The 21,470-nt window shown below is 69.0% G+C and carries 23 protein-coding genes and 1 pseudogene; 12 read left to right on the top strand and 12 right to left on the bottom strand.

Annotated features, from left to right (window positions below; all coding sequences use genetic code 11):
- Positions 1 to 97: 97 nt before the first annotated feature.
- The gene (locus OG289_RS24290; protein WP_004000049.1) at positions 98 to 406 is read right to left on the bottom strand and encodes a hypothetical protein; all 309 of its coding nucleotides are present in this window, start codon (positions 404 to 406) and stop codon (positions 98 to 100) included.
- Positions 407 to 815: 409 nt separating this feature from the next.
- Positions 816 to 2,189: a S53 family peptidase gene (locus tag OG289_RS24285; RefSeq protein ID WP_327316155.1), complete on the bottom strand. Its 1,374-nt coding sequence runs from the start codon at positions 2,187 to 2,189 to the stop codon at positions 816 to 818.
- Between the two features lie 354 nt (positions 2,190 to 2,543).
- Here OG289_RS24285 and OG289_RS24280 point away from each other — a divergent pair, with 354 nt between their 5' ends.
- Positions 2,544 to 3,098 (top strand): GNAT family N-acetyltransferase, encoded by a 555-nt coding sequence (locus OG289_RS24280; protein ID WP_327320786.1) that lies wholly within the window; start codon positions 2,544 to 2,546, stop codon positions 3,096 to 3,098.
- 8 nt (positions 3,099 to 3,106) lie between these two features.
- On the opposite strand, the gene OG289_RS24275 is transcribed toward OG289_RS24280, so the two are convergent.
- From OG289_RS24275 to OG289_RS24265, 3 genes are read right to left on the bottom strand one after another with little or no spacing between them, the layout of a single operon-like run.
- Positions 3,107 to 3,358 carry a DUF397 domain-containing protein gene (locus OG289_RS24275; protein WP_327316154.1) on the bottom strand — a complete coding sequence of 84 codons (252 nt, stop codon included), beginning with the start codon at positions 3,356 to 3,358 and terminating at the stop codon, positions 3,107 to 3,109.
- Positions 3,351 to 3,536 (bottom strand): DUF397 domain-containing protein, encoded by a 186-nt coding sequence (locus OG289_RS24270; RefSeq protein ID WP_327316153.1) that lies wholly within the window; start codon positions 3,534 to 3,536, stop codon positions 3,351 to 3,353. The genes OG289_RS24275 and OG289_RS24270 overlap by 8 nt, the downstream gene beginning before the upstream one ends.
- An 11-nt stretch (positions 3,537 to 3,547) precedes the next feature.
- Positions 3,548 to 4,396, bottom strand: coding sequence for a helix-turn-helix domain-containing protein (locus tag OG289_RS24265; protein ID WP_327316152.1), 849 nt, complete (start codon positions 4,394 to 4,396; stop codon positions 3,548 to 3,550).
- Between the two features lie 137 nt (positions 4,397 to 4,533).
- Between OG289_RS24265 and OG289_RS24260 the strand changes: the two genes are divergently transcribed.
- The 4 genes and pseudogenes from OG289_RS24260 to OG289_RS24245 form a co-directional block, all read left to right on the top strand.
- Positions 4,534 to 4,956, top strand: a complete 423-nt coding sequence (locus OG289_RS24260; protein WP_327316151.1) for an ATP-binding protein — start codon at positions 4,534 to 4,536, stop codon at positions 4,954 to 4,956.
- A gap of 62 nt (positions 4,957 to 5,018) precedes the next feature.
- A complete protein-coding gene (locus tag OG289_RS24255) occupies positions 5,019 to 5,768 on the top strand; it encodes a trypsin-like peptidase domain-containing protein (protein ID WP_327316150.1) in 750 nt (249 codons plus the stop codon).
- Between the two features lie 220 nt (positions 5,769 to 5,988).
- Positions 5,989 to 6,927, top strand: a complete 939-nt coding sequence (locus tag OG289_RS24250; protein WP_327316149.1) for a helix-turn-helix domain-containing protein — start codon at positions 5,989 to 5,991, stop codon at positions 6,925 to 6,927.
- A 192-nt stretch (positions 6,928 to 7,119) separates the two neighbouring features.
- Positions 7,120 to 7,413, top strand: a pseudogene (locus OG289_RS24245) (IS982 family transposase); the annotation flags it as partial.
- A gap of 50 nt (positions 7,414 to 7,463) precedes the next feature.
- On the opposite strand, the gene OG289_RS24240 reads toward OG289_RS24245, so the two are convergent.
- Positions 7,464 to 8,213, bottom strand: coding sequence for a carbonic anhydrase (locus OG289_RS24240; protein ID WP_327316148.1), 750 nt, complete (start codon positions 8,211 to 8,213; stop codon positions 7,464 to 7,466).
- 213 nt (positions 8,214 to 8,426) lie between these two features.
- Between OG289_RS24240 and OG289_RS24235 the strand changes: the two genes are divergently transcribed.
- The 3 genes from OG289_RS24235 to OG289_RS24225 all read left to right on the top strand — a co-directional run bounded on the left by OG289_RS24235 (position 8,427) and on the right by OG289_RS24225 (position 12,089).
- Positions 8,427 to 10,142: a serine/threonine-protein kinase gene (locus OG289_RS24235; RefSeq protein WP_327316147.1), complete on the top strand. Its 1,716-nt coding sequence runs from the start codon at positions 8,427 to 8,429 to the stop codon at positions 10,140 to 10,142.
- 123 nt (positions 10,143 to 10,265) lie between these two features.
- Positions 10,266 to 11,210: a C40 family peptidase gene (locus tag OG289_RS24230; protein ID WP_327320785.1), complete on the top strand. Its 945-nt coding sequence runs from the start codon at positions 10,266 to 10,268 to the stop codon at positions 11,208 to 11,210.
- Between the two features lie 168 nt (positions 11,211 to 11,378).
- Complete coding sequence (locus OG289_RS24225; RefSeq protein WP_327316146.1) at positions 11,379 to 12,089, top strand: phosphatase PAP2 family protein; 711 nt, start codon at positions 11,379 to 11,381, stop codon at positions 12,087 to 12,089.
- A 404-nt stretch (positions 12,090 to 12,493) separates the two neighbouring features.
- Here the strand turns inward: OG289_RS24225 and OG289_RS24220 are convergent, their stop codons facing one another.
- Together OG289_RS24220 and OG289_RS24215 are read right to left on the bottom strand one after the other, a co-directional pair.
- On the bottom strand, positions 12,494 to 14,047 hold the full coding sequence (locus OG289_RS24220) for an FAD-binding oxidoreductase (RefSeq protein WP_327320784.1): 1,554 nt from the start codon (positions 14,045 to 14,047) through the stop codon (positions 12,494 to 12,496).
- Between the two features lie 117 nt (positions 14,048 to 14,164).
- Positions 14,165 to 14,335, bottom strand: a complete 171-nt coding sequence (locus OG289_RS24215) for a hypothetical protein (RefSeq protein ID WP_327321049.1) — start codon at positions 14,333 to 14,335, stop codon at positions 14,165 to 14,167.
- Between the two features lie 142 nt (positions 14,336 to 14,477).
- On the opposite strand from OG289_RS24215, the gene OG289_RS24210 reads away from it, so the two are divergent.
- Both OG289_RS24210 and OG289_RS24205 read left to right on the top strand, forming a co-directional pair.
- Positions 14,478 to 15,314 carry a hypothetical protein gene (locus OG289_RS24210; protein WP_327316145.1) on the top strand — a complete coding sequence of 279 codons (837 nt, stop codon included), beginning with the start codon at positions 14,478 to 14,480 and terminating at the stop codon, positions 15,312 to 15,314.
- 120 nt (positions 15,315 to 15,434) lie between these two features.
- On the top strand, positions 15,435 to 15,665 hold the full coding sequence (locus OG289_RS24205) for a hypothetical protein (RefSeq protein WP_327316144.1): 231 nt from the start codon (positions 15,435 to 15,437) through the stop codon (positions 15,663 to 15,665).
- Here OG289_RS24205 and OG289_RS24200 read toward each other — a convergent pair.
- Positions 15,651 to 16,013 (bottom strand): metal-sensitive transcriptional regulator, encoded by a 363-nt coding sequence (locus OG289_RS24200; RefSeq protein WP_327316143.1) that lies wholly within the window; start codon positions 16,011 to 16,013, stop codon positions 15,651 to 15,653. The two genes, OG289_RS24205 and OG289_RS24200, sit on opposite strands and share 15 nt — an antisense overlap.
- Before the next feature lie 215 nt (positions 16,014 to 16,228).
- Between OG289_RS24200 and OG289_RS24195 the strand changes: the two genes are divergently transcribed.
- A complete protein-coding gene (locus OG289_RS24195; protein WP_327316142.1) occupies positions 16,229 to 16,849 on the top strand; it encodes a DUF47 domain-containing protein in 621 nt (206 codons plus the stop codon).
- 7 nt (positions 16,850 to 16,856) lie between these two features.
- Positions 16,857 to 17,855: an inorganic phosphate transporter gene (locus OG289_RS24190; protein WP_327316141.1), complete on the top strand. Its 999-nt coding sequence runs from the start codon at positions 16,857 to 16,859 to the stop codon at positions 17,853 to 17,855.
- Positions 17,856 to 18,509: 654 nt separating this feature from the next.
- On the opposite strand, the gene pstB is transcribed toward OG289_RS24190, so the two are convergent.
- The 3 genes from pstB to pstC are packed head-to-tail and all read right to left on the bottom strand — an operon-like array spanning position 18,510 to position 21,418.
- Entirely contained in the window at positions 18,510 to 19,286 is a 777-nt protein-coding gene (pstB, locus tag OG289_RS24185; protein ID WP_327316140.1) for a phosphate ABC transporter ATP-binding protein PstB, read from the bottom strand.
- Between the two features lie 51 nt (positions 19,287 to 19,337).
- Positions 19,338 to 20,402: a phosphate ABC transporter permease PstA gene (pstA, locus tag OG289_RS24180; RefSeq protein ID WP_327316139.1), complete on the bottom strand. Its 1,065-nt coding sequence runs from the start codon at positions 20,400 to 20,402 to the stop codon at positions 19,338 to 19,340.
- Positions 20,399 to 21,418 (bottom strand): phosphate ABC transporter permease subunit PstC, encoded by a 1,020-nt coding sequence (gene pstC, locus OG289_RS24175; RefSeq protein WP_327316138.1) that lies wholly within the window; start codon positions 21,416 to 21,418, stop codon positions 20,399 to 20,401. Before pstC ends, pstA begins: the two co-directional genes overlap by 4 nt.
- Positions 21,419 to 21,470: the final 52 nt, after the last annotated feature.

The following is a 21,470-nucleotide window of genomic DNA, read 5'->3' as shown; positions in this document are numbered from 1 at the left end:
CAGGGAAACGCAACCTCAGCCGGTGGGCACGACAGGTGGGTGGGGACGGCGGGCCGGGCGTGCCCGGACGGGACTGGGGGTGTTGCGCGGGACGCCGTTACACAGCCATGCCGTACACGATCGTGAACAGTGTCCCGAGGGAACCGATGATGAAGACGCCCGTCAGGCCCGCGATGATGAGGCCTTTGCCCTGTTCCGCACTGAAGGTGTCCCGCAGGGCCGTCGCGCCGATGCGTTGCTTGGCCGCACCCCAGATGGCGATGCCGAGGCAGATGAGGATGGCGACCGCCATCACGACCTCGATCATCACCTTGGCCTCGTTGCCCAGGCTGCCGAAGGGCCCCCAGTCCGGAGCGATCCCGCCGATGATGGTGTTGATATCGCCTTTGTCGGCCGCAAACAGCATGTAAGTCACCGCCCCTGGTGGGTAGTTCCACAGTTCCCCTGCTGGTGTGCAGAGGTCACGTCTCATTCTCGCCGACAAAGTCGCCGTCGTATGTCGACTTGGCGTCAATGATGGGCGGGATTCGTACGATTGACCCGTACGGTTACTCTGTGTATCACGGCAGGTTACGCCGGGCAATGAGGCCGGAGCGGAACCTGTGGTGTGGTTCCGTCGTTAGCCCACTTCACGGCGCCGTGCCGTTTCTGACGGCTGGTCGGGTGAGCGTACGTTTCGATGCTCTCATCGATGGTCTCATGACGAACGGCGAGCGGGCCGCGGCTGGATGCCGCGGCCCGCTCGCCGTTCACCACGTGTGGCCCCCACGGCCCCACTGTGGCTGCTCTGTGTGACGTGTCCCCATGACGAAGGGTCAGCCGGTGAAGGCGTCCGTGCCCTCCGGGGTGCCCCAGCCGGTCGGGCCGTCGTAGCCGGACCTGGCAGTGCAGAAGTAGCTGGTGGAGCAGGTGCCGTTGCTGCCACTGGTCACGTCGTTGAGGGCCGAGGTGCCGGCCGCCGCGTAGGGGTACGAGGCCGGGTAGTCGCTGCCGGCGGGGGTGCCGGCGAGGGCGTAGACGCCCGCGATGATGGGGGCGGAGGCGCTGGTGCCGCCGTAGGTGAGCCAGCCGGTGCCGTCGTCGCCGTAGCTGTCGTAGACGGAGACACCGGTCGCCGGGGCGGCCACGGCCGAGACGTCGGCGACGGTGCGCTTGCCGCAGCCCGTGTCGGTCTGCCAGGTCGGCTTGGCGTCGTAGGAGGAGCAGCCGGAGCCGGGGCCGGAGACGCTGCCGTCGGAGTTGGTCTGGTACCAGACCTTCTCGGTCCAGCCGCGGCTGTTGGAGGACGTCGACAGGGCGGTGCCGCCGACGGCGGTCACGTACTTGGAGGCGGCCGGGTACTCGGTGCCGTACGCGTCGTCGCCGGAGCTGACGGTGATGGCGACGCCCGGGTGCTTGAAGTACGAGGTGTCGTAGGAGGTGTCCGAGGAGGACTCGGAGCCGCCGTAGCTGTTGGAGACGAACTTCGCGCCCAGGGTGACCGCGCGGTTCACCGCCGTGCCGAGGTTGGCCATCGAGGAGGACTTGGCCTCGACGAGCAGGATGTTGCAGTTCGGGCAGACGGCGGAAGCCATGTCGAGGTCGAGCGAGATCTCACCGGCCCAGCCGCTGTCCGCGGTGGGGAGGGAGGTCGTGGAGCCGGTCTGGCTGACCTTCTTGAAGCAGCCGTTGGAGGTGGTGCAGGCGGAGAGGCCGTAGTAGTCGCGGTACGTGGCCAGGTCGGCCTCGGCGTTGGGGTCGTCGTAGGCGTCGACGATCGCGATGGTCTCGCCGGAGCCGTCGGAGGACGCGGCGTCGGTCAGGCCGTAGGCCGACTGGAGGTCGGAGGGGCCGTAGCCGCTCGGGGAGTCGGTGGTCGCGTGGGGCGAGACGGTCTTGGGCGTGAGGCCCTTCTTCGCGGCCTGCTCCTCCTGGAAGGCGGTGGTGCCGCCGGTGACGCGCAGCGCGTTGCAGGACGCGAAGCCCTTCTTCGGCGTCTTGTCGCACTGCTGCGTGTACGTCACGTGGGCCTTCGCGACCTGGGCCGCGATGGCCCGGGCGGTGACCTTGGAGGGCGCGGGGGTGGCGGCGTCGGCGTGGGCCGCGGTGCCGAGACCGGCGAGGACGAGGGCGGCCGTGGCTGCGGCGGCGGAGCCTATTCGGCGCCATCTGCCGCGTATGTGGGGGGTGTTGGGGGTGGGCGTACGCAACGTACAGCCTCCTGCTAGAGGTGGACAGAGGCCTGCGGGTGGGGGACCACCGGCGTGGTTGCCGGTGGGGGCGGCGGCCCGCGGACGACGTTCCCTTGTTGAGTACGCGACAACAAGACAGGCGGTGGAATCCTGACTTCCGCCTTACTGAAGGGGGTTGGAGGATTGCTGATCAATGGCAGCAGGATGGTGCGGGGATGGCCGGAACTTGACCTCACGTGCGCGTGAGACCCGCGGGGGCCGCGGGGATCTTCGGCACGGTGACGCCTGTGGCACGATGCCGCGGTGAACGCCGAAGACTCCGTATCCGCGGTACCCGTGTCCACCGTGCCGCCCGTTGTCCCCGCAGGTCGGATGGCCTGTGCCGGGCAGCCGGTGCTCGCGCTCCCGCGCGGCGAGCTGGAGCTGCGGCCCTGGGAGGCGGGGGACGCGTCCGCCTTGGTGAGGGCCGCTCGGGATCCGGCGATCCGGCAGTGGAACCTGCTCGCCGTGCCCGACCGGGACGCGGCCGTCAGGCGCATCGAGCGGATGCGGGAGCGGTGGAGGGCGGAGACCGGCGCGATCTGGGCGATCGCCCGGTCTCAGCCGGACGGCGGTGAGGTCGTCGGACTCATCGGCTGGAACGACCTCGATCTCGACGGCGGCAGCGCGGAGATCGTCTACTGGCTGCTGCCGGCGGCCCGCGGCGGTGGCGTCGTCGTCGAGGCGGTCGGACGGCTGACCCGGTGGGCCTTCGACGAACTCGGCCTGCACCGCCTGCGCCTGTGCCACGCGGTCGCCAACGAGGCGTCGTGCCGGGTGGCGGTGAAGGCCGGGTACGCGTACGAGGGGACCATGCGGGGGGCTCTGCTGCATGCCGACGGCTGGCATGACCAGCATCTGCATGCGGTGGTGCGGGGCGATCTGTGACGCGTGGGTCAGGCGCGTTCCATGCCTTCCGCGCCCTCCACGAAGTGGTCGAACTCGCCTGCCTGGACGCCCAGGACGAACGCGTCCCACTTGCGGCGGTTCGTGGTGACGACGTTCCCCGGGTCGCTGGTCTCCCGCAGGTAGACGGGCGCCTCGCCGTCGTCCCCCTCGCCGAAGGCGATCTCGATCCAGGGGCCGGGTCCGGTCGCGTCCGGCGGGGCGGCACGGGTCCAGGTGAGGTCGGAGGGGATGTCAGCCACGGGGATCGTCCTTCTTGAGGGTGGTGAGGAGGGTGCGGAAGGTGGCGGGGGCGGTGGTGAGTATCGCTCCGCGGGGGTCGCCGGATTCGGTGAGGTGGATGGTGTGGGGGGTGGTGGCTATGTGGATGCAGGAGGCGCCTTCGGAGCAGTACGACGACTTCTGCCAGTGCGGGGTCATGGGCATTTCGTTCACAGCTCTCGCATCACGTCGTGGATGAGGTCTCGGGTCTTCTCCGGGGTGAGCGCGATGGCTCCGACCCGGTCGAACAGCGTGCGGTACTTGTACAACTGTGCTTCGGCGTCGAGGAACGCGAGGCCGTGCGCCTGGTCGAGATAGACAGTGTCCAGTTGCGGTACCGGTCCGTGCGCGTAGTGGATCGACTGTCCGGATCCCGGGTAGGCCCCGGTGTCGAAGGTGATGGCGCGCAGGGTGATGTGGTCTCGGTCGCTCATGTCGAGCAGGTGCTGCAACTGCTGTCGGGCGACTTCGGAGCCGCCGATCTTCATGCGCAGGGCGGCCTCGTGGATGATCGCCTCGTACGGGGTCGGGGTGTCCTCGCGGAAGAGGATGGCCTGCCGCTTGATCCGGAACGACAGGCGATGCTCGATGTCGGGCGGTGACAGCTGGGTGACCGCCTGGCGGAAGATCTCGAGGGCGTACTCACGGGTCTGGAGCAGGCCCGGGACACGGGCCGTGGTGGAGTCGCGCAACGAGTGGGCGTGGTGCTCCAGTTCGGCCAGGTCGAGGAGCGGGCGGGAGAGCAGCTCGCGGTACTCCTCCCACCAGCCGCGCCTGCGATCGCCCGTCATCGCGGCGACTGCTTCGACGAGGACCTTGTCCGGGCAGTCGTAGTGGCAGGCCAGGGCGCGCACGCGCTCGGCGCTCACTCCTGCTCGTCCGGCCTCGATGTTGCTGATCAGTGTCTGCTTGGAGCCCAGCAGTTGACCGGCCTCGGTGGCGGTCAGACCGGCCCGCTCCCGAAGTTTGCGCAGCTCGGTGCCCAAGCGGAGCTGGCGTCCCGTCGGGTCTGTCCTCACGGCTTGCCTGCCTCGGTTGTCACTCACACGGGTGGAGTGAAATGGATTTTAGGGGTTTCGTGTAATGCATTACCCGGCCGCCGCTACCTTATGACCAAGCGCGACACCCCAACTCCCCACAGTGATCGGAGACTTCCATGCCCACGGTAACCCCGCCCTGGACCTACACCCTCCAGCTCCCCCACGATCTCCGCGCCCCCGGCATCGCCCGTGCCACCCTCCGTACCGTCCTCGCCGCGCACGACCTCACTCAACTCACGCCCACCGCCGAGCTGCTGGCCGCCGAGCTGCTGGCCAACGCGCATCTCCACACCACCGGGCCGTACGCCCTCCGGCTGCGCTCGGTGGAGTCGGGGCGGCTTCGGGTGGGGGTCTGGGACACGGATCCCACCGTTCCGGCCGGGTTCGTTCTCGCCGAGGGGCTGTCCGTCGCCCTGCCGCCGGAGGCGCACGCCGAGCACGGTCGTGGGTTGCCGCTCGTGCGGGCCTGTGCGGCCGGCTGGGGGGCCTCTGTGCTGGGTGGGAAAAGTGGGAAGGTTCTGTGGGCCGAGTGTGGGTAGCGTCGTATGAGAAAAGTACGCGTCTGACGTTTCTCTCACCTTCGTGGGACACAGTGAACCCGATGAAGCGAAACGCCCTGCTCGGTGCGGTCGTCATGCTGGCCGTCACCTCCGCCTCCGAAGCGGCTGCCGACGGCGGGCCCGGCCCCCTGGGGGTGACGGCCGTCGCGGTGGCGACCCCGCAGTCCGCAAGGATCGGCGCGCTGTTCAGCGCGGACGATGCCGCCGCCGGCAGACTCACCGGCGAGCACTTCTGCACCGCCTCCGTCGTGCACAGCCCGCACCACGACCTCATCGCCACCGCGGCGCACTGCCTCAGCAGCGTGTCCGGCGAACTGGCGTTCGTCCCCGGATACCGGGCCGGACAGGCCCCCTACGGGGTCTGGAAGGTCGAGCGGTCCTTCCTGCCCGACGGGTGGGCCAAGGGGCAGGACGAGGACAGCGATGTGGCCTTCGCCGTCCTCGGGGAGGAGGACGGGCAGGACGTCGAGGACGTTGTCGGCGCCAACCGGTTTGTGACGCGCACCACAACGGGAGCCACCGCCGTGACCGTCGCCGGCTACCCCGACTCCGTCGAGGCGCCGATCCGCTGCACCAACCGGCCCACCGCGCACAACGCCACCCAGCAGCGCATCACCTGCCCCGCCTTCACCGGCGGCACCAGCGGCAGCCCCTGGGTGAACGGCTACGACGAGGTCGTGGGCGTCCTCGGCGGCCACGAGCAGGGCGGCGCCACGCCCGACGTCTCGTACAGCGTGGCCCTGGGGTCGGAGGCCGCGGAACTGTACAAGGCCGCGGCCTCCGACCTCTAGATGATTGGGTCCAAGGGTTCGCAGCCGTAGGCCGCCAGCGAGTGGTGTCGCATGTCGCTGCCATCGCTCGCCCAGCGCGTGCAAGGCGTGCCCTTTTCATCCTGGCGGTCAGCGGAGAGCACGCGACGCATGCTTCAGCAACTCGGAGGACGTCTCGGTCGGGGCCCAGCTGGGGAATGGCCTTGAGTCTCCAGTGACTGGAGACAGCAGAGTGGGGGACATGGACGTTACGACCCTCTACTCGATCGGGGAGCTTTCCCGGCGGACCGGCTTGTCTGTGAGGACCATCCGGTTCTACTCCGATTCGGGGGTGGTAGCGCCGACCACCCGTAGTCCCGCCGGTTATCGGCTCTACGACCTCGACGCACTGCTTCGTCTGGAACTCCTCCGCACACTCCGCGAGCTGGGCATGGACCTGCCCACGATTCAACGGGTACTGGACCGGGAGCTCTCGGTGGCGGAAGTCGCCGCGGCGCACGCCGACGCCATGGACGTCCAGATCCGGATGCTGCTACTGCGTCGGAGCGTTCTGCGAGTCGTGGCCAGCCGCGGGTCCAGTCCCGAGGAGACCAAGCTCATGCACAGGCTCACGCAGTTGTCCGGCGAGGAACGCCGACGTCTGATCGACGATTTCGTGGATGGCACCTTCGGCACAGTGGATGCCGACCTGGCCGCAGTGGCCATGGTTCGCGCTGCCACTCCCGACCTCCCCGATGATCCGACCGGCGAGCAGGTCGCCGCGTGGGTGGAGATCGCCGAGCTGGTCGGTGACGAGGATTTCCGTGCCCGGATGCGCCGGACGGCCGTACGCCAGGCCGCCGGGCGCCCGCTCGGCATCGAGCGCGATGCCGGCGAGGAACTGATGGAGTTCACCCGTCAGAAGGTGGCCGAGGCCAGGAAGTCGGGCATCGACCCGCTCAGCAACAGGGTCGCACCCGTCATCGACGACCTCGTGCACCGCTTCGCGGGGGTGTTCGCGCGCACCCCTGACACGGAATTCCGGGACTGGATGGCGCAGCAGTTCGAAGAGGCGCACGATCCCAGGGTGGACCGGTACTGGCGGCTGGTGTGGATCGTCAACGGCTGGCAGGTGGTACCGAACCTGATCCCGGTGTACCCCTGGCTCATCCAGGCCCTGCGAAATGACCGCGCCGCATAGTCACCGCAGTGGGCACCGCCCCGGATCCCTGAATGAGTCCAAGCGATCACCTGCGGACATGAGACGAAGGCGTCCAACGTCGATGTGTGACTAACGACCTGGACACCCTCACAACGGCACTCTATGCCCGGAGTGACGACGAATTGAAGGCTGGCGCCGTGGCGGCCTGCCGGCGGAATCACGCCCACGCTCGGCCGCGAGTTCGAGCCCGGTCTTGCCGAGCGTCACCTGAAGTTGCTGCGGCCGGCCCGCAAGGGGGAAGCCGAGCCGGCCGGGTCACACCTGTTCAAACCGCTGCGGCAGGTCATCGAGTCGATCAATCAAACCTTCAAGGGGCGGTTCAACCTGGAACGACACGGCGGCAAGAGCCCGGCAGGGGTGTCAGCCCGGGTCTTGTGCCGGATCCTCGCACTCACAGCGGCGATCTGGCACAACGACCAAACTGGACAGCCTGTCAAGCGATCACTCACTGCCTACGATCACTGACCGCAACGACACCCCTTGGACTCATTCATCTAGGGCAGGCCCTCTAGGGGTTACGCGATGTTGTGGACGACCTGGGTGGTCAGCTCGTAGCGGGCGCCGACGACGGCCAGCTCGCCGGCGGCTATCCTCGCGGCGAGGTCGGGCTCGGCGGCGAGCGTTGAGCGGACGGCCCGTATGTTGGCGTCGACGGTCGAGTCGACGCGGGCGTCGCCTTCCTTCGTGCGGTCTATGGACGGGCTGATCCGGTCGGCCAGGTACTGGATGTGGGCGGGCATTTTCTCGCCGGTCAGGTCCGCCTGGACGGCCGCCTTCACCGCGCCGCACGACTGGTGACCGAGCACCATGACCAGCGGTATGCCCAGTTCGAGCACTCCGTAGGCCACGCTGCCGAGTACGGCCTCGTCGAGGACCTCGCCCGCCGTGCGGACGGTCATCAGATCGCCGAGACCCTGGTCGAAGACCAGCTCCGGCGGCACCCGGGAGTCGATGCAGCCGAGGACGACGGCGAACGGCTGCTGACCTGCCGTCAGGCTCTGCCGGACGGCGGGCGTCTCGTCCGGGTGTCGCTCGCAGTAGGTGCGCCAGCGTCGGTTGCCTGCCGCCAGTTCCCGCAGGGCCTCTTCGGCGGTGCCGGGGCGGGGGGTGGTGGTGTGCGGAGTGGCGGCCGAGGCGGGAGTCGTCGCGAGGGCGAGGCCGCCGCCCAGGCTCACCGCGCCGGCCAGACCGCGCAGAAGCGCGCGGCGGGCGGTGGCGGGCGGAGCGTGGTGGACGGCTCTGTGGGGGGTGTTCTCGGAGTTCACGGTGCGGAACGTATGTCCGAGTCCGAAAGTGGTCGCCGCTGTTGCCGAATCATGGCCCTGGATGGGGAGGACGGGGGTGAACGTTGGGCGATGCTTGGCGCAGTCCGGGGCTGCCGTTGACCGTGCGGTGCCGGAGCGGCGCCAGCGGCTCGGTTGTCGGACCGGACGACCAGCGCTGTGCCGGGTGGCGTCTTCCGAACTGATCGATATGGCATGGTCAGTTCAGTGGACGCACTGAAGGATCGAGACCCCGCGCGGATTGGCGCGTACACGTTGCTCGCCCGGCTGGGTGCGGGGGGTATGGGACAGGTCTATCTCGGGCGGTCGCCCGGTGGGCGGCTGGTCGCACTCAAGGTGATCCGTGACGAGATCGTCGACCACCCCGAGGCGCTGGCGCGGTTCCGGCGGGAGGTGGAGACGGTCCGGGCGGTGCGGAGTGCGTACACGGCGAATCTGATCGATGCCTCGCTGGACGCGGCGCCGTACTGGCTGGCCACCGAGTACGTCCCTGGACCCACGCTGAGCAGCGCCGTGTCCCAGAGGGGACCGCTGCCCGTGGAGACGTGCCGAGGGCTGCTCGCGGCCCTCGCCGAAGGGCTCGCGGCGGTGCACGCGTACGGGGTCACGCATCGGGACCTCAAGCCGCAGAACGTGATCCTCGCGGCACAGGGGCCGCAGCTCATCGACTTCGGAATAGCGCGGACCACGGCGCAAACGGCGCTCACCGAGGCGGGATTTGCGCCCGGCACGCCTGGCTTCACCGCCCCCGAGGTGCTGTTGCGCAACGAGGTCGGGCCCGCCGCCGATGTCTTCGCCCTCGGCGCGACCCTGGCCTACGCGGCGACCGGTCGGCCGCCCTTCGGGCACGGGGAGCCTGCGGGAGTCAGCTACCGCGCCGTTCACGAGCCGATCGATCTCGTGGGTGTCGACGCGGGGCTGGCCGCGCTCGTCGAGGCGTGCGTGGCCAAGGACCCCGCGGCACGGCCCGGGCTCGGTGAGGTGATCGCGTGGTGCGGGGTGCGGACCGCGCTCGTCGAGGACCCGTTCTACGGAGGACTCGCCGCGTTGGGCGAGGCGGTTCCCGCGACGCCGACGGCTGTGCCCGCGATGCCGGTCACCCCGCCGGCCAACACCCCGGGCGGCGTGCACGACTTGCCGACGGTTGCCCCGCAAGCCCCGCACGGCTACGGCTACACGCCCACCCAGGTCACCCAGCCGACCCCGGCCACCCGGCCGCACAGGAAGTCGTGGCTGATCGCCGGGGCCGCGGGCGTGGTCGTGGCGGTGGGAGCCGTCGCCGCTCTCACCTTCCTTCCGGGCGGGGACGACGGCACCGGCAAGGGCACCGACGGTACGGCAGGACCGGGAACCATCCCGGCGGCGGCCACCACCGCGGGCGGCGACGAGTCGGAGCTGAAGCCGCCGACCTACGTCGAGCAGACGAACCCGTCCCGTGACTACTGGGAGGCCGACACAACGTCAGGGGACGGGCAGGGGGCCTGCAATCTGCCGACGGAGGAGCGGAACCCGCAGTTCGAGTGGTCGGTTTCGGCGGCAGATACCAACGCCCCCTACAGCTCCGGCAAGGGCCGCATCGGATTCCGGCTCAAGTTCGCAGCCTCCACGCCGTACTACGTCTCCGTTGCCGTGAAGCCGCCGCACGAGATCGACTCGGACACGGGCAAGCCCTTCGAGGGCGGGCTCCAACAGAACCTGGACCTGGGGTACACCAGCAAGCCTGCCACAGCCGGCATCGAGTGGACGTATCTGACATACCCGGACGACTTCCGGCAGATCGTGCGGGGCAAGGAGGCCGGAGACGCCATATCCGTGGCGAACGACCCCGGTGACTGGACGGTGCTTTACCTCCACGTCCAAGGTGCCAAGAAGTACGCGAGCGTTGCCTGCGACGGGTTCGTCTCGAAGTAGCGCATACGACACGGACAGGTTCGGAAAAGACCCGTAAACAGGGCTGCGGTGGGGGAGGGTTGAGGTGTGCGAAAAGTTTGGGTGGTCAGCGGGGCCGCGGTCGGGCTCGGGCTGAGCTTCGTGATGCTGCTCGTCGTCGGGGTGTACGTCGTGTCCGGGAACCTGGTCAACGGCGTCGGCGCGGGAAGCGTCGGGCTGGCCAAGGGGGCCGTGCCGGCGGCGTACAGCACGCTCGTGCAGAAGTGGGGCAACCTCTGCTCCGCCATCAATCCCGCCCTGCTGGCCGCCCAGTTGTACCAGGAGAGCGGTTTTGACCCGGACGTCGTGAGTCCCGCCGACGCACGCGGCATCGCACAGTTCATCCCCAGCACCTGGGCCACGCACGGTGTCGACGGCGACGGGGACGGCGACCGCGACATCTGGGATCCGAATGACGCGATTCCGTCGGCAGCCTCGTACGACTGCGATCTCGCCAAGTACGTCAAGACCGTGCCGGGCGACATCACCGACAACATGCTCGCGGCCTACAACGCGGGCCCCGACCGGGTCATCAGGGCGGGCGGGGTTCCGGCGATCCGGGAGACGCAGAACTACGTCAAGACAATCCGCACACTGGCGGAGAGCTTCGCCGCCCCCGTATCCCGTGTCGACCCTTCCAAGCAGGCCGCCGGGGCCATCTACTACGCCCAGAAGAAGCTCGGCACGCCCTACCTCTGGGGCGGGAACGGAACCGCTGACCAGGGAGGACGGTTCGACTGCTCCGGGCTGACCAAGGCCTCCTACGAGAGCGTCGGGATCACGCTGCCCCGGGTCGCCAACGACCAGTACAACGCCGGGCCGCACCCCAAGCGGAGCGAGCTGCTGCCGGGGGACCTGGTGTTCTTCTCGACCGACCTGAGCAACTCGCGGGCCATCCACCACGTGGGGATCTACGTCGGGGGCGGCTACATGATCGACGCGCCCTACACGGGGGCCGTCATCCGGTTCGACCCCATCGACACGGCCGAGTACTTCGGGGCCACCCGCGTCACCGAAGATGGCGCGAAAGCGCTCCCCACGACGGTCTGAGGCGGGCCGGAACCCGGCCTCTGAGCTGCGGGGATCTGTCTCTCTTCGATAACGTCTGAGTGATCATTCAGTGGAGAGTGGAACGTATCAACCGGGGCCGTGCGTTCCTGTTGAGGCGGGCGCATGTGAGGTGCGCCGGGCAGCACACGACGAAGGGGCCGCAGCACCATGGCTGGACTCGCCGAATCCGGGTCGAACCCCGACGTCGACCTGCTCTATGACATCAACGGCCTCGCCAAGGACGCCCCGCACTGGCTCGACCGCGCCGTCGAGTTCGTGGGCGAGTACGGGCTGCTGCTCGCCATGGTGCTGTTGATCCTGTGGTGCTGGTGGGGGGTGCGCCGGCGGCCCGGTGGGGCCGAGGAAGCCGCTTCCTCTGTCGCCGCTCTCGTGTGGGCGCCGCTCGCCGCCGCGATGGCCGTGCTGGTGAACGTGCCCATACGGGGGTTCGTGGAGCGGCCGCGGCCCTTCCGCGACCATCAGGGGCTGGAGGTTCTCGTCTCCGGCAAGACCGACTACTCCTTCGTGAGCGACCACGCCACCCTCACGATGGCCATGGCCGTCGGGCTGTTCGTCGCCAACCGGAAGTTCGGGCTCGCGGGGATAGGGATCGCCCTGCTCGAAGGGTTCTGCCGGGTCTACATGGGCGTGCACTATCCGACGGACGTCGTCGGTGGGTTCGCGCTCGGGACCGCCGTGGCCCTGCTGCTGTCGCCCGTCGCCTCCATGCTGCTCACTCCCGTGCTGAAGGCCGTGGACCGGTCACCCCGGGTCGGGTGGATCGTGCGCAGCCGCGCCGCTCGCATCGGGGGTCGGGACGGGCTCATCACGGGTGCGCGCAGCGAGATCGCCGCGGAGGAGCGGGACCTCGCGGCTTAGCCCTTGAGCCTTGGGCCTTTGCCTTTGGCAGGAGCCTTCGGGGTAGGTGACTGCTTACCGAGGAACACACATGAGGGCGGTTTAGCTCGATCGGGTGATGGTCGGCTCCTGGGCTTGCAGTGCCCTGGGCCGTCCGGGTTGGCGTGGCTGTGCGATCTGGGACGCGAGGCGCGGTGTCAGCGTGCGGGGCCCCTGCTCCACCGGTGTGATGGTTCAGGGCCTCCTCGTCGCTTCTGGCGGTGCCTATGTGGCCAGGTCGCGCAGGGAACTGGCCTCCCGGGATCGGATCACGCACAGGATGCGTGCCGCCGCCCCGGGGTTGAGTACACCGGGGACCAGTGCGCCCAAGACCGTTCGGGGCGTGCGGCTGAACGGGCTCACTCCCGCTCCGTCCACAGGAACGGTCAGAGTGCCTGCGGGTACGTGAAGAAGCCGTTCGGGTCGTACTGCTTCTTCAGCCGCGTCAGGCGCGGGAGCGCTTCGCCGTAGTACGCCTTGCGCCAGTTCGTCAGGGTCGGGTCCGCGTAGTTCTGGTACGCCGCGCCCGAGGCGTACGGCGACATCGCCTTGTGGGCGGTATTCAGCCACGACTGCGCCGCCGTCCCCGTCGCGCCCGCCCGCCACGACGCGATGTACTGCGCCAGCATCCGCGAGCGGCGGTGGACGAACGCCGTGGCCGTGGGAGACACGCGGTTCACCGCGCCGCCCAACGCCGTCAGCGCGATGCTGCCCGAGCCGCCCTGGACCGACTTGATCTGCTTCAGCAGCGTCTGGATGCCCGCCGCCGAGAGCGAGTGGTCGAAGAAGTCCGAGCGCGCCGCGTAGGTCTCCCGGCGCAGCGCGCCCTGCGGGGAGCGGCCCGGCGTCGAGCCCGGCAGGTGGCACTGGGCGTCGGAGGAGAACGACGAGCAGCCGGCGTAGATCTCCATCGCCGCCTCGTACGTACGGCGGCGCAGGGAGACGCTGGTCGCGGGGGCGCCCACCCGGTCCGCGAGCCGGTCCACGGCGTTCTGGAGCTGGCCGTAGGTGCCGATGCAGAACGCGGCCACCGAGATGGAGGGGGTGCCGCTGCCGTTCTCCAGGTGGAGGGAGGACCAGATCTCGTCGGGCTGCGACGGACCCCACTCCTGCCAGGCCTTTATCACCGCGGCCGCCTTCGCCCAGGGCCAGGTGAGGTAGCCCGTCACCGCCTGGGGCGCTGGGTGGGTCTTGAACTGCAGCTCCGTGACGATGCCGAAGTTGCCGTTGCCGGCGCCGCGCAGCGCCCAGAACAGGTCCTTGTTCGTCGTCGCGTTGGCGGTGAGCTGCTTGCCGTCCGCGGTGATGATCGTGGCCTGGGTGAGGCTGTCGCAGGTCAGGCCATAGGCGCGGGAGACGACTCCGTGACCGCCGCCGAGGACCAGACCGGAGACGCCGACCGTCGGGCAGGAGCCCGCCGGGATCGTCACGCCCTTCGCGGTGAGCGCCCGGTAGACGTCGATCAGCTTGGAGCCCGCGCCGACCACGGCCGTAGTGCCGCTCGCCCGGACCCGGTTCAGCTTGGAGACGTCGATGATCAGGCGGCCGTTGCCGGAGGACCAGCCGCCGTAGGAGTGGCCGCCGTTGCGGATCGCGACCTTGGCCTTGTGGGCGCGGGCGTACGCCAGAGCCGTGCGGATGTCGTCGGAGTGGGCGACGTAGGCCACCGCCGCCGGCTTCAGGCTGTCGAAGCGGGTGTTGTAGAGCTGATGGGCCGTGGCCCAGGAGGCGTCGCCGGGGCGGACCAGGGTGCCGTCCAGGTCGCGGGCCAGCGCGGTCCAGTTGGCGGGGGCGGCGGCGCTGGTGTTGCTGAGGGAACTGTTGGTGCCGGTCTGCCCGGTGGCCGAGGAGTCGCTCGCGCTGCCCCCGGTCGCCTTGCACGCGGTCATTGCCGCCGTGACCGCTGCCGTGCCGCCTGCGATGAACGTACGCCGTTCCATGGTGTTGCGCCTTCCCTCGACCGCCGTCGGCTTCATGGAGCGAGACGGGGTCATGGGACCACGGGTTCCGCCGAGGGTCGGCGGTGACGGAACGGTGACGTCCGTGACATCAGCCGGTCAGCCGCGAATGTGGCTCTCCGCGTCCGTTCTGGCCATGCTTCTCGCTCTGCGGGCCGGGCCGCGCCAGCCGCAGGTGCAGCGGGCCAGGCAGAAGCGGCCCTGTTCGACGGTCATGGTGCTGTGGTCCCCCTCGTCGCGGGGATGATCCGAGCCGTCCTGCTGCGTCACGCAGACAACGCTACCCAGGTTCGGTAAAGGACCCGTATGGCGGTCGCAAGCCTTCTGTCCCGCGTGACGGGGGCACCCACCCGTCGTTAAGCGGAACGACACGGGGCCCGTGACGGACGTACCGGCTGGGGGTAGACAGGCCATGGCGGAGCGGCAGCGCAGGCGAGTGGGTGCGGCGGTCCTTTCGGGGGTCGTGGCGGGGATCTGTGCGTGTGCCGCCGGGTGTTCCGGGGGCGGTGCCGCCGCCGAGGACGGCCGGGCGGCCGATCCCGTGGCGACGTTGCACCGGGCCGCCGACACCCTCGTCGAGGCGGGCACGTCGAAGGCCCGTACGTCGATGGAGATGGCCACCGGCGGGACCCGGGTGACCATCCGGGGCCAGGGGGTCTACGACTACCGCAAGCAGCGCGGGGAGTTGAAGGTGCTGTTGCCGCAGGATCCGGCCGGGACCAGTGAGCACCGGCCGATCACCGAACTCCTCGCGCCCGGCGCCCTGTTCATGAAGAACCGGGGTGCCGGGGTGCCGGACGACAAGTGGGTGCGGGTGGAGACGGCGACCCTGTCCGACGGGAACCTGGTGACCGGCGGGGCCACCGATCCGTTCGCCGCCGCCGAGGTGCTGCGGGGGACGCGTACGGCGACGTACGTCGGGAGGACCGAGGTGGCCGGGACGGCGGTGCGGCACTATCGCGGGACCGCCGATCTGGCGGTGGCCGCCGAGGACGCGTCCGCGGAGGGACGGGACGCGCTGCGGGCGGCGGCGAAAGGGTTCGCCACGGTTCGGGTGCCCTTCGACGTCTACCTCGACGATGATGGGCGCATCCGGAAGGTCCGGCACCGGTTCAGTTTCGTCAACGGGCAGCAGAAGGAGGCTGTCGCCGTCGCCTCCACGACCTTGTTGTACGACTTCGGGGCGCCTGTCGACGTGCGGCTGCCGGCCGCCGGGGACATCTACGCGGGGCGGATCGCGCAGGAGTGAAGTCACTCCGAACGGACAGATTCAGCCACAGGGTAGGCACAAGGACTAGCCCGTCCGTGCCATGCGCGCGGTGTATAGCGCTCCCTACTCTAGGAAGCCGGTGACGGCAGAGACGAGGTGATGCGCGTGGCTCCGGGCGGCGGTACGGCAGTTCAGGACCACGTGGCCCTCGCCGAGATAGAGCTGTGCGGGGAGCTGATCATCGCGGCCTCGGCGGCCGGGGAGGAACGACTCAGTCTGGAGAGCATCGATCAGGTGCTGCGGGTGGGCGAGGAACGGGCCGAGGAGCGGCCGGCGCGTGGTGGTTCCGGCTCCGGCTCACCCGGCTCCGGCGGGTCAGGTACGCAGTAGGCGGCCGATCGCCTTGGTCGCTTCCTCCACCTTCGCGTCGATCTCGGCGCCGCCCTTGACGGCCGCGTCGGCGACGCAGTGGCGCAGGTGTTCCTCCAGGAGTTGCAGCGCGAAGGACTGCAGGGCCTTGGTGGAGGCGGACACCTGGGTGAGTATGTCGATGCAGTAGGTGTCCTCGTCGACCATGCGTTGCAGGCCGCGGATCTGGCCCTCGATGCGGCGCAGGCGCTTGAGGTGCTCGTCCTTCTGCTTGTGGTAGCCGTGGACCGTTCCCGTTCCGGGAGTGTGGTCCGGTTCGGCCGAGGGGTCGGGGGCGGGGGCTTGCGCGCCGGCCTCGGTGGTCGTCATCTTGTCCTCCAGCGCTCCAGCTCCCGACATATACCCCTACTGGGTATATGGTACCGAACTTTGGCGGGTATACGGCCCCGGCAGGGACTTCGCCGGTCGCCCCCCTGCCGGACGCTCTGGCTGATGGGCGACACTGGGGGACGGCCCATTAGCCGTGGCCGGATGATGCGCCTAGCATCAGCCTGACCGAAACCGATGCATCTTGAGGACCCCACGTGCGCTTTCGTCTGACCCCCAGGGAGACGAGCTTCTACGACATGTTCGCCGCATCCGCGGACAACATCGTCACGGGCTCGAAACTCCTGATGGAACTGCTCGGGGCGGACCCCGCCAGCCGGGCCGAGATCGCAGAGCGTATGCGGGCCGCCGAACACGCGGGTGACGATGCCACGCACGCGATCTTCCACCAGCTGAACTCCTCGTTCATCACGCCCTTCGACCGTGAGGACATCTACAACCTCGCGTCCTCCCTCGACGACATCATGGACTTCATGGAGGAGGCCGTCGACCTGGTCGTCCTCTACAACGTGGAGGAGCTGCCCAAGGGGGTCGAGCAGCAGATCGAGGTGCTGGCACGGGCGGCGGAGCTGACGGCCGAGGCCATGCCGAACCTGCGGACCATGGAGAACCTCACCGAGTACTGGATCGAGGTCAACCGGCTCGAGAACCAGGCCGACCAGATCCACCGGAAGCTGCTGGCGCATCTGTTCAGCGGCAAGTACGAGGCCATCGAGGTGCTCAAGCTGAAGCAGATCGTGGATGTGCTGGAGGAGGCCGCCGACGCCTTCGAGCACGTGGCCAACACGGTGGAGACCATCGCGGTCAAGGAGTCCTGAGTACTTCATGGACACCTTTGCTCTGGTCGTGACCATTGGCGTCGCGCTCGGATTCACTTATACGAACGGCTTTCACGACTCGGCGAACGCCATTGCCACGTCGGTTTCGACTCGGGCGCTGACGCCGCGCGCTGCGCTGGCCATGGCCGCTGTGATGAACCTCGCCGGCGCCTTTCTGGGGAGTGGCGTCGCGCACACCGTCAGCAAGGGGCTGATCGAGACTCCCGACGGGTCGAAGGGGATGGGGATCCTGTTCGCCGCGTTGATCGGGGCGATCGTCTGGAATCTCGTCACGTGGTACTTCGGGTTGCCGTCGTCGTCCTCGCACGCGCTGTTCGGGGGGATGGTGGGCGCCGCGCTCGCCGGGGGCACGGAGGTCATCTGGTCCGGGGTGCTGGACAAGGTCGTCATTCCGATGTTCGTCTCGCCGGTGGTGGGACTTATCATCGGTTATCTGGTGATGACGGCTATTTTGTGGATGTTCCGGCGGGCCAATCCGCACAAGGCGAAGCGGGGCTTTCGGATAGCCCAGACCGTTTCCGCGGCGGGTATGGCGCTGGGGCACGGTCTGCAGGACGCGCAGAAGACGATGGGCATCGTGGTGATGGCGTTGGTCATCGGGGATGTCCAGGGTGCCGACGACCCGATTCCGGTGTGGGTGAAGATCGCTTGTGCGGTGATGTTGTCGCTGGGGACGTATGCGGGTGGGTGGCGCATCATGCGGACCCTCGGGCGGAAGATCATTGAGCTTGATCCGCCGCAGGGGTTCGCGGCGGAGACGACCGGGGCGTCGATCATGTTCACGACGGCGTTCCTGTTCAAGGCGCCGATCTCCACGACGCATGTGATCACGTCGGCGATCATGGGTGTGGGGGCGACGAAGCGGGTCAACGCCGTGAGGTGGGGAGTCGCGAAGAACATCATCCTTGGGTGGTTCATCACGATGCCGGCGGCTGGGGTGGTCGCGGCGTGCGCGTTCTGGCTCGTGGACCTGGCGTTTTTGTAGCCCCCTGCCCCACCGGCCCGCCCGACTCGGTGGGTTGAGGAGTCCCCCGGCCTCCGGGGCTTCGCCCCGGTCCTCCGGGGCGGGGACTTCGTCCCCTGCACCCCGGGTGTTGGCCCACCGGCCCGCCCGACTCGGTGGGTTGAGGAGTCGCCCACCTCCGGGGCTCCTCCCCGGCCCGGGCGGGCACTTCGTCCCCTGCACCCCGGGTGTTGGCCCACCCGCCTGCCCGACTCGGTGGGTTGAGGAGTCCCCCAGCCTCCGGGGCTTCGCCCCGGCCCCCGGGGCGGGGACTTCGTCCCCTGAACCCCTCGTGGGCTTCGCCCCCGCCCGCCTGGCGGGCTTTTCCGGCATCCTTGTGGGCTTCGCCCCTGCGCTCCGGGGGTTCGTGCTGTCGGTCCGGCCGACTTGGTGGGGCGAAGGGGACCCTCGGTCCAGCTCCTGCGGGGGCTTCGTCCTCTGCGCCCCTGTGTCCCAGTGCCCCTGTAACTACCCCACCACCTCCCCGTCGCGGTCTCTCCGCACCCCCGCCCAGCCGCCGGAGGCAAGCGCGAGCCCGCCCCCTGGGAGCCAGGGGGCGGGCTCTTTGCGTCCTCGCGGTGGCACCGCCATGCAGCACCGCGAGGGGTATTGAGGTGGCGGAGGTGTCGGTTCGGGTCAGCCGAAGCGGCCCGAGATGTAGTCCTCCGTCGCCTGGACCGACGGGTTGGAGAAGATGCGCTCCGTGTCGTCGATCTCGATCAGCTTGCCGGGCTGGCCGACCGCGGCCAGGTTGAAGAAGGCCGTGCGGTCCGAGACGCGCGCCGCCTGCTGCATGTTGTGCGTCACGATGACGATCGTGAAGCGTTCCTTCAGCTCGCCGATCAGGTCTTCGATGGCGAGGGTCGAGATCGGGTCCAGGGCCGAGCAGGGCTCGTCCATCAGCAGGACCTTCGGCTCCACCGCGATCGCCCTCGCGATGCACAGTCGCTGCTGCTGGCCGCCGGACAGGCCCGAGCCGGGCTTGTTCAGGCGGTCCTTGACCTCGTTCCAGAGGTTCGCGCCCTTGAGGGACTTCTCGACGACGTCCGCCAGCTCGGACTTCTTGTAGCCGCCGTTGAGGCGGAGGCCCGCGGCCACGTTGTCGAAGATCGACATCGTGGGGAAGGGGTTCGGGCGCTGGAAGACCATGCCGACCTCGCGGCGGACGGACACCGGGTCCACACCGGCGCCGTACAGGTCCTCGTCGTCCAGGAGCACCTTGCCCTCGACCCGGCCGCCGGAGGTCACCTCGTGCATGCGGTTCAGCGTGCGCAGGAACGTCGACTTGCCGCAGCCGGAGGGGCCGATGAAGGCCGTCACCGAGCGCGGTTCGACCGTCATCGAGATGTCCTCGATCGCCTTGTGGGCGCCGTAGTAGGCGGTGAGTCCGCTTACGTCGATTCGCTTGGCCATGTTTTTCTACTTCACTTCCCGATCGGACGGATCAGTCGCTGTCTGGCCGCGTCAGCGACCGGTCTTCGGGGCCTTCCAGCGGGCGATGCCGCGAGCCACCAGGTTCAGGATCATCACGAAGGCGATCAGCGTGAGTGACGCCGCCCAGGCACGGTCGTAGGCCGCCGTCGAACCCGCGCTCTGCGAGTACTGCTGGTAGATGTACAGCGGGAGCGACGCCTGCGCACCCTCGAAGGGGTTGTTGTTGATGAACGGGTTGCCGAAGACCAACAGCAGAACCGGGGCCGTCTCGCCTGCGATACGGGCGATCGCGAGCATCACGCCCGTGATGATGCCTCCGATCGACGTCGGGACTACCACCTTCAGGATCGTGCGCCACTTCGGGACGCCCAGGGCGAGAGACGCCTCGCGCAGCTCGTTCGGGACCAGCTTCAGCATTTCCTCTGTCGAGCGTACGACGACCGGCATCATCAGGATCGCCAGCGCCAGGGAACCCGCGAAGCCGAACGGCTGCATGTCCAGCATCAGCATGAGGCTGAGGATGAAGAGGCCCGCGACGATGGAGGGGATGCCGGTCATGACGTCCACGAAGAACGTGACGGCCTTCGCCAGGCTGCCCCGGCCGTACTCCACCAGGTAGATCGCCGTCAGGATGCCGATCGGGGCGCCGATCGCCGTGGCCAGGCCGACCTGCTCCAGGCTGCCGATGATGGCGTGGTAGATGCCGCCGCCGGGCTCGGAGTCGGCGACCACGCCCATCGAGTGGCTGAGGAAGTAGACGTCGAGGACCTTCGTACCGCGCTTGATCGTCGTCCACAGCAACGACACCAGCGGGACGACCGCGAGGATGAACGCGACCCAGACCAGGCTGGTCGCCACCCGGTCCTTGGCCTGGCGCTTGCCTTCCACCTTCGCGGCGATGCCGAACGTGCCGAAGACGAAGAGCAGGCCGGCGATCAGGCCCCACTGCACCTTGCTGTCCAGGCCGCCGACGAGACCGATGAGGATCGCGAGGGCGATCGAGCCGCCGGCGATGGCCCAGGGGGACCAGCTCGGGAGGCTGGCGCCTCGCAGCGTGCTGGGGGCCTTGTCTGCTACTGCTGCTGTGTGGCTCATGCGTTGGCCCCCGAGTACTCCGCGCGGCGGGCGATGATCATGCGTGCCGCGCCATTGACCAGCAAGGTGATGACGAACAGGACCAGGCCGGAGGCGATGAGCGCGTCACGGCCGAACTCCGTCGCCTCGTTGAACTTGCTGGCGATGTTCTGGGCGAAGGTGCCGCCGCCGGGGTTCAGCAGGCTGGCGTGGATGTCGAAGTCGGGGGAGAGGACGGTGGCCACGGCCATCGTCTCGCCGAGGGCGCGGCCGAGGCCCAGCATCGAGGCCGAGATCACTCCGGAGCGGCCGAAGGGGATCACCGACATGCGGATGACCTCCCAGCGGGTGGCGCCGAGCGCCAGGGCCGCCTCCTCGTGCATCTGCGGGACCTGGCGGAAGACCTCGCGGCTCACGTTGGTGATGACCGGCAGGATCATCACGGCCAGCAGGATGCCCACCGTGAGCATCGAGCGCGGGGCGCCGTCGTCCCAGGAGAAGACGCCGGTCCAGCCGAGGTAGTGGTCGAGCCAGCCGAACAGGCCGTCCATGTGCGGTACGAGGACCAGGGCGCCCCACAGGCCGTACACGATGGACGGCACGGCGGCGAGCAGGTCGATCACGTACGCGATGGGGCCGCTCAGCCTGCGCGGGGCGTAGTGCGTGATGAAGAGGGCGATGGCCACCGCTACGGGGACGGCGATGGCCATGGCGATGATCGACGAGACCACCGTGCCGAAGGCCAGGACCGCGATGCCGAACTTCGGCGGGACGAGGCCGGTGTTCCACTCGAAGGTGGTGAGGAAGTTGGCGTCGTCCTTGCTGATGGCGAGGTAGGCCCGGTAGGTGAGGAAGGCCGCGATGGCGGCCATGATCACCAGCAGGAAGATGCCCGAGCCGCGGGAGAGCGCGAGGAAGATCCGGTCACCGGGCCGGGTGGCGCCGCGGGCCGCGCGCTTCTGCTCGGCGGTCTCGACCGGCAGGGCCGTGGGGGGAGGGGTGTCGTCCGTGTCTGACTTGTGCGTCGATATGTCCATGGGGGTCTCCGGTCTGCGGAGCCGCCTGCGGGTGTGTGGGCGGCTCGGGTGG

The sequence above is a fragment of the Streptomyces sp. NBC_01235 genome, assembly GCF_035989285.1.
Lineage (GTDB): Bacteria > Actinomycetota > Actinomycetes > Streptomycetales > Streptomycetaceae > Streptomyces.
The sequence above is the reverse complement of the archived record's forward strand: the minus strand, read 5'-3'. Positions and strand labels throughout refer to the sequence as shown.

Coding starts and splice junctions, on each gene's coding strand:
- OG289_RS24290 (WP_004000049.1), bottom strand. CDS start 406: ATGCTGTTTGCGGCCGACAAAGGCGATATCAACACCATCATCGGCGGG.
- OG289_RS24260 (WP_327316151.1), top strand. CDS start 4,534: ATGCCCACGGTAACCCCGCCCTGGACCTACACCCTCCAGCTCCCCCAC.
- OG289_RS24250 (WP_327316149.1), top strand. CDS start 5,989: ATGGACGTTACGACCCTCTACTCGATCGGGGAGCTTTCCCGGCGGACC.
- OG289_RS24190 (WP_327316141.1), top strand. CDS start 16,857: ATGGACACCTTTGCTCTGGTCGTGACCATTGGCGTCGCGCTCGGATTC.
- OG289_RS24205 (WP_327316144.1), top strand. CDS start 15,435: ATGCGCGTGGCTCCGGGCGGCGGTACGGCAGTTCAGGACCACGTGGCC.
- OG289_RS24210 (WP_327316145.1), top strand. CDS start 14,478: ATGGCGGAGCGGCAGCGCAGGCGAGTGGGTGCGGCGGTCCTTTCGGGG.
- OG289_RS24200 (WP_327316143.1), bottom strand. CDS start 16,013: ATGACGACCACCGAGGCCGGCGCGCAAGCCCCCGCCCCCGACCCCTCG.
- OG289_RS24255 (WP_327316150.1), top strand. CDS start 5,019: ATGAAGCGAAACGCCCTGCTCGGTGCGGTCGTCATGCTGGCCGTCACC.
- pstC (WP_327316138.1), bottom strand. CDS start 21,418: ATGGACATATCGACGCACAAGTCAGACACGGACGACACCCCTCCCCCC.
- OG289_RS24270 (WP_327316153.1), bottom strand. CDS start 3,536: ATGACCCCGCACTGGCAGAAGTCGTCGTACTGCTCCGAAGGCGCCTCC.
- OG289_RS24235 (WP_327316147.1), top strand. CDS start 8,427: ATGGTCAGTTCAGTGGACGCACTGAAGGATCGAGACCCCGCGCGGATT.
- OG289_RS24230 (WP_327320785.1), top strand. CDS start 10,266: ATGCTGCTCGTCGTCGGGGTGTACGTCGTGTCCGGGAACCTGGTCAAC.
- OG289_RS24225 (WP_327316146.1), top strand. CDS start 11,379: ATGGCTGGACTCGCCGAATCCGGGTCGAACCCCGACGTCGACCTGCTC.
- pstA (WP_327316139.1), bottom strand. CDS start 20,402: ATGAGCCACACAGCAGCAGTAGCAGACAAGGCCCCCAGCACGCTGCGA.
- OG289_RS24220 (WP_327320784.1), bottom strand. CDS start 14,047: ATGGAACGGCGTACGTTCATCGCAGGCGGCACGGCAGCGGTCACGGCG.
- pstB (WP_327316140.1), bottom strand. CDS start 19,286: ATGGCCAAGCGAATCGACGTAAGCGGACTCACCGCCTACTACGGCGCC.
- OG289_RS24280 (WP_327320786.1), top strand. CDS start 2,544: ATGGCCTGTGCCGGGCAGCCGGTGCTCGCGCTCCCGCGCGGCGAGCTG.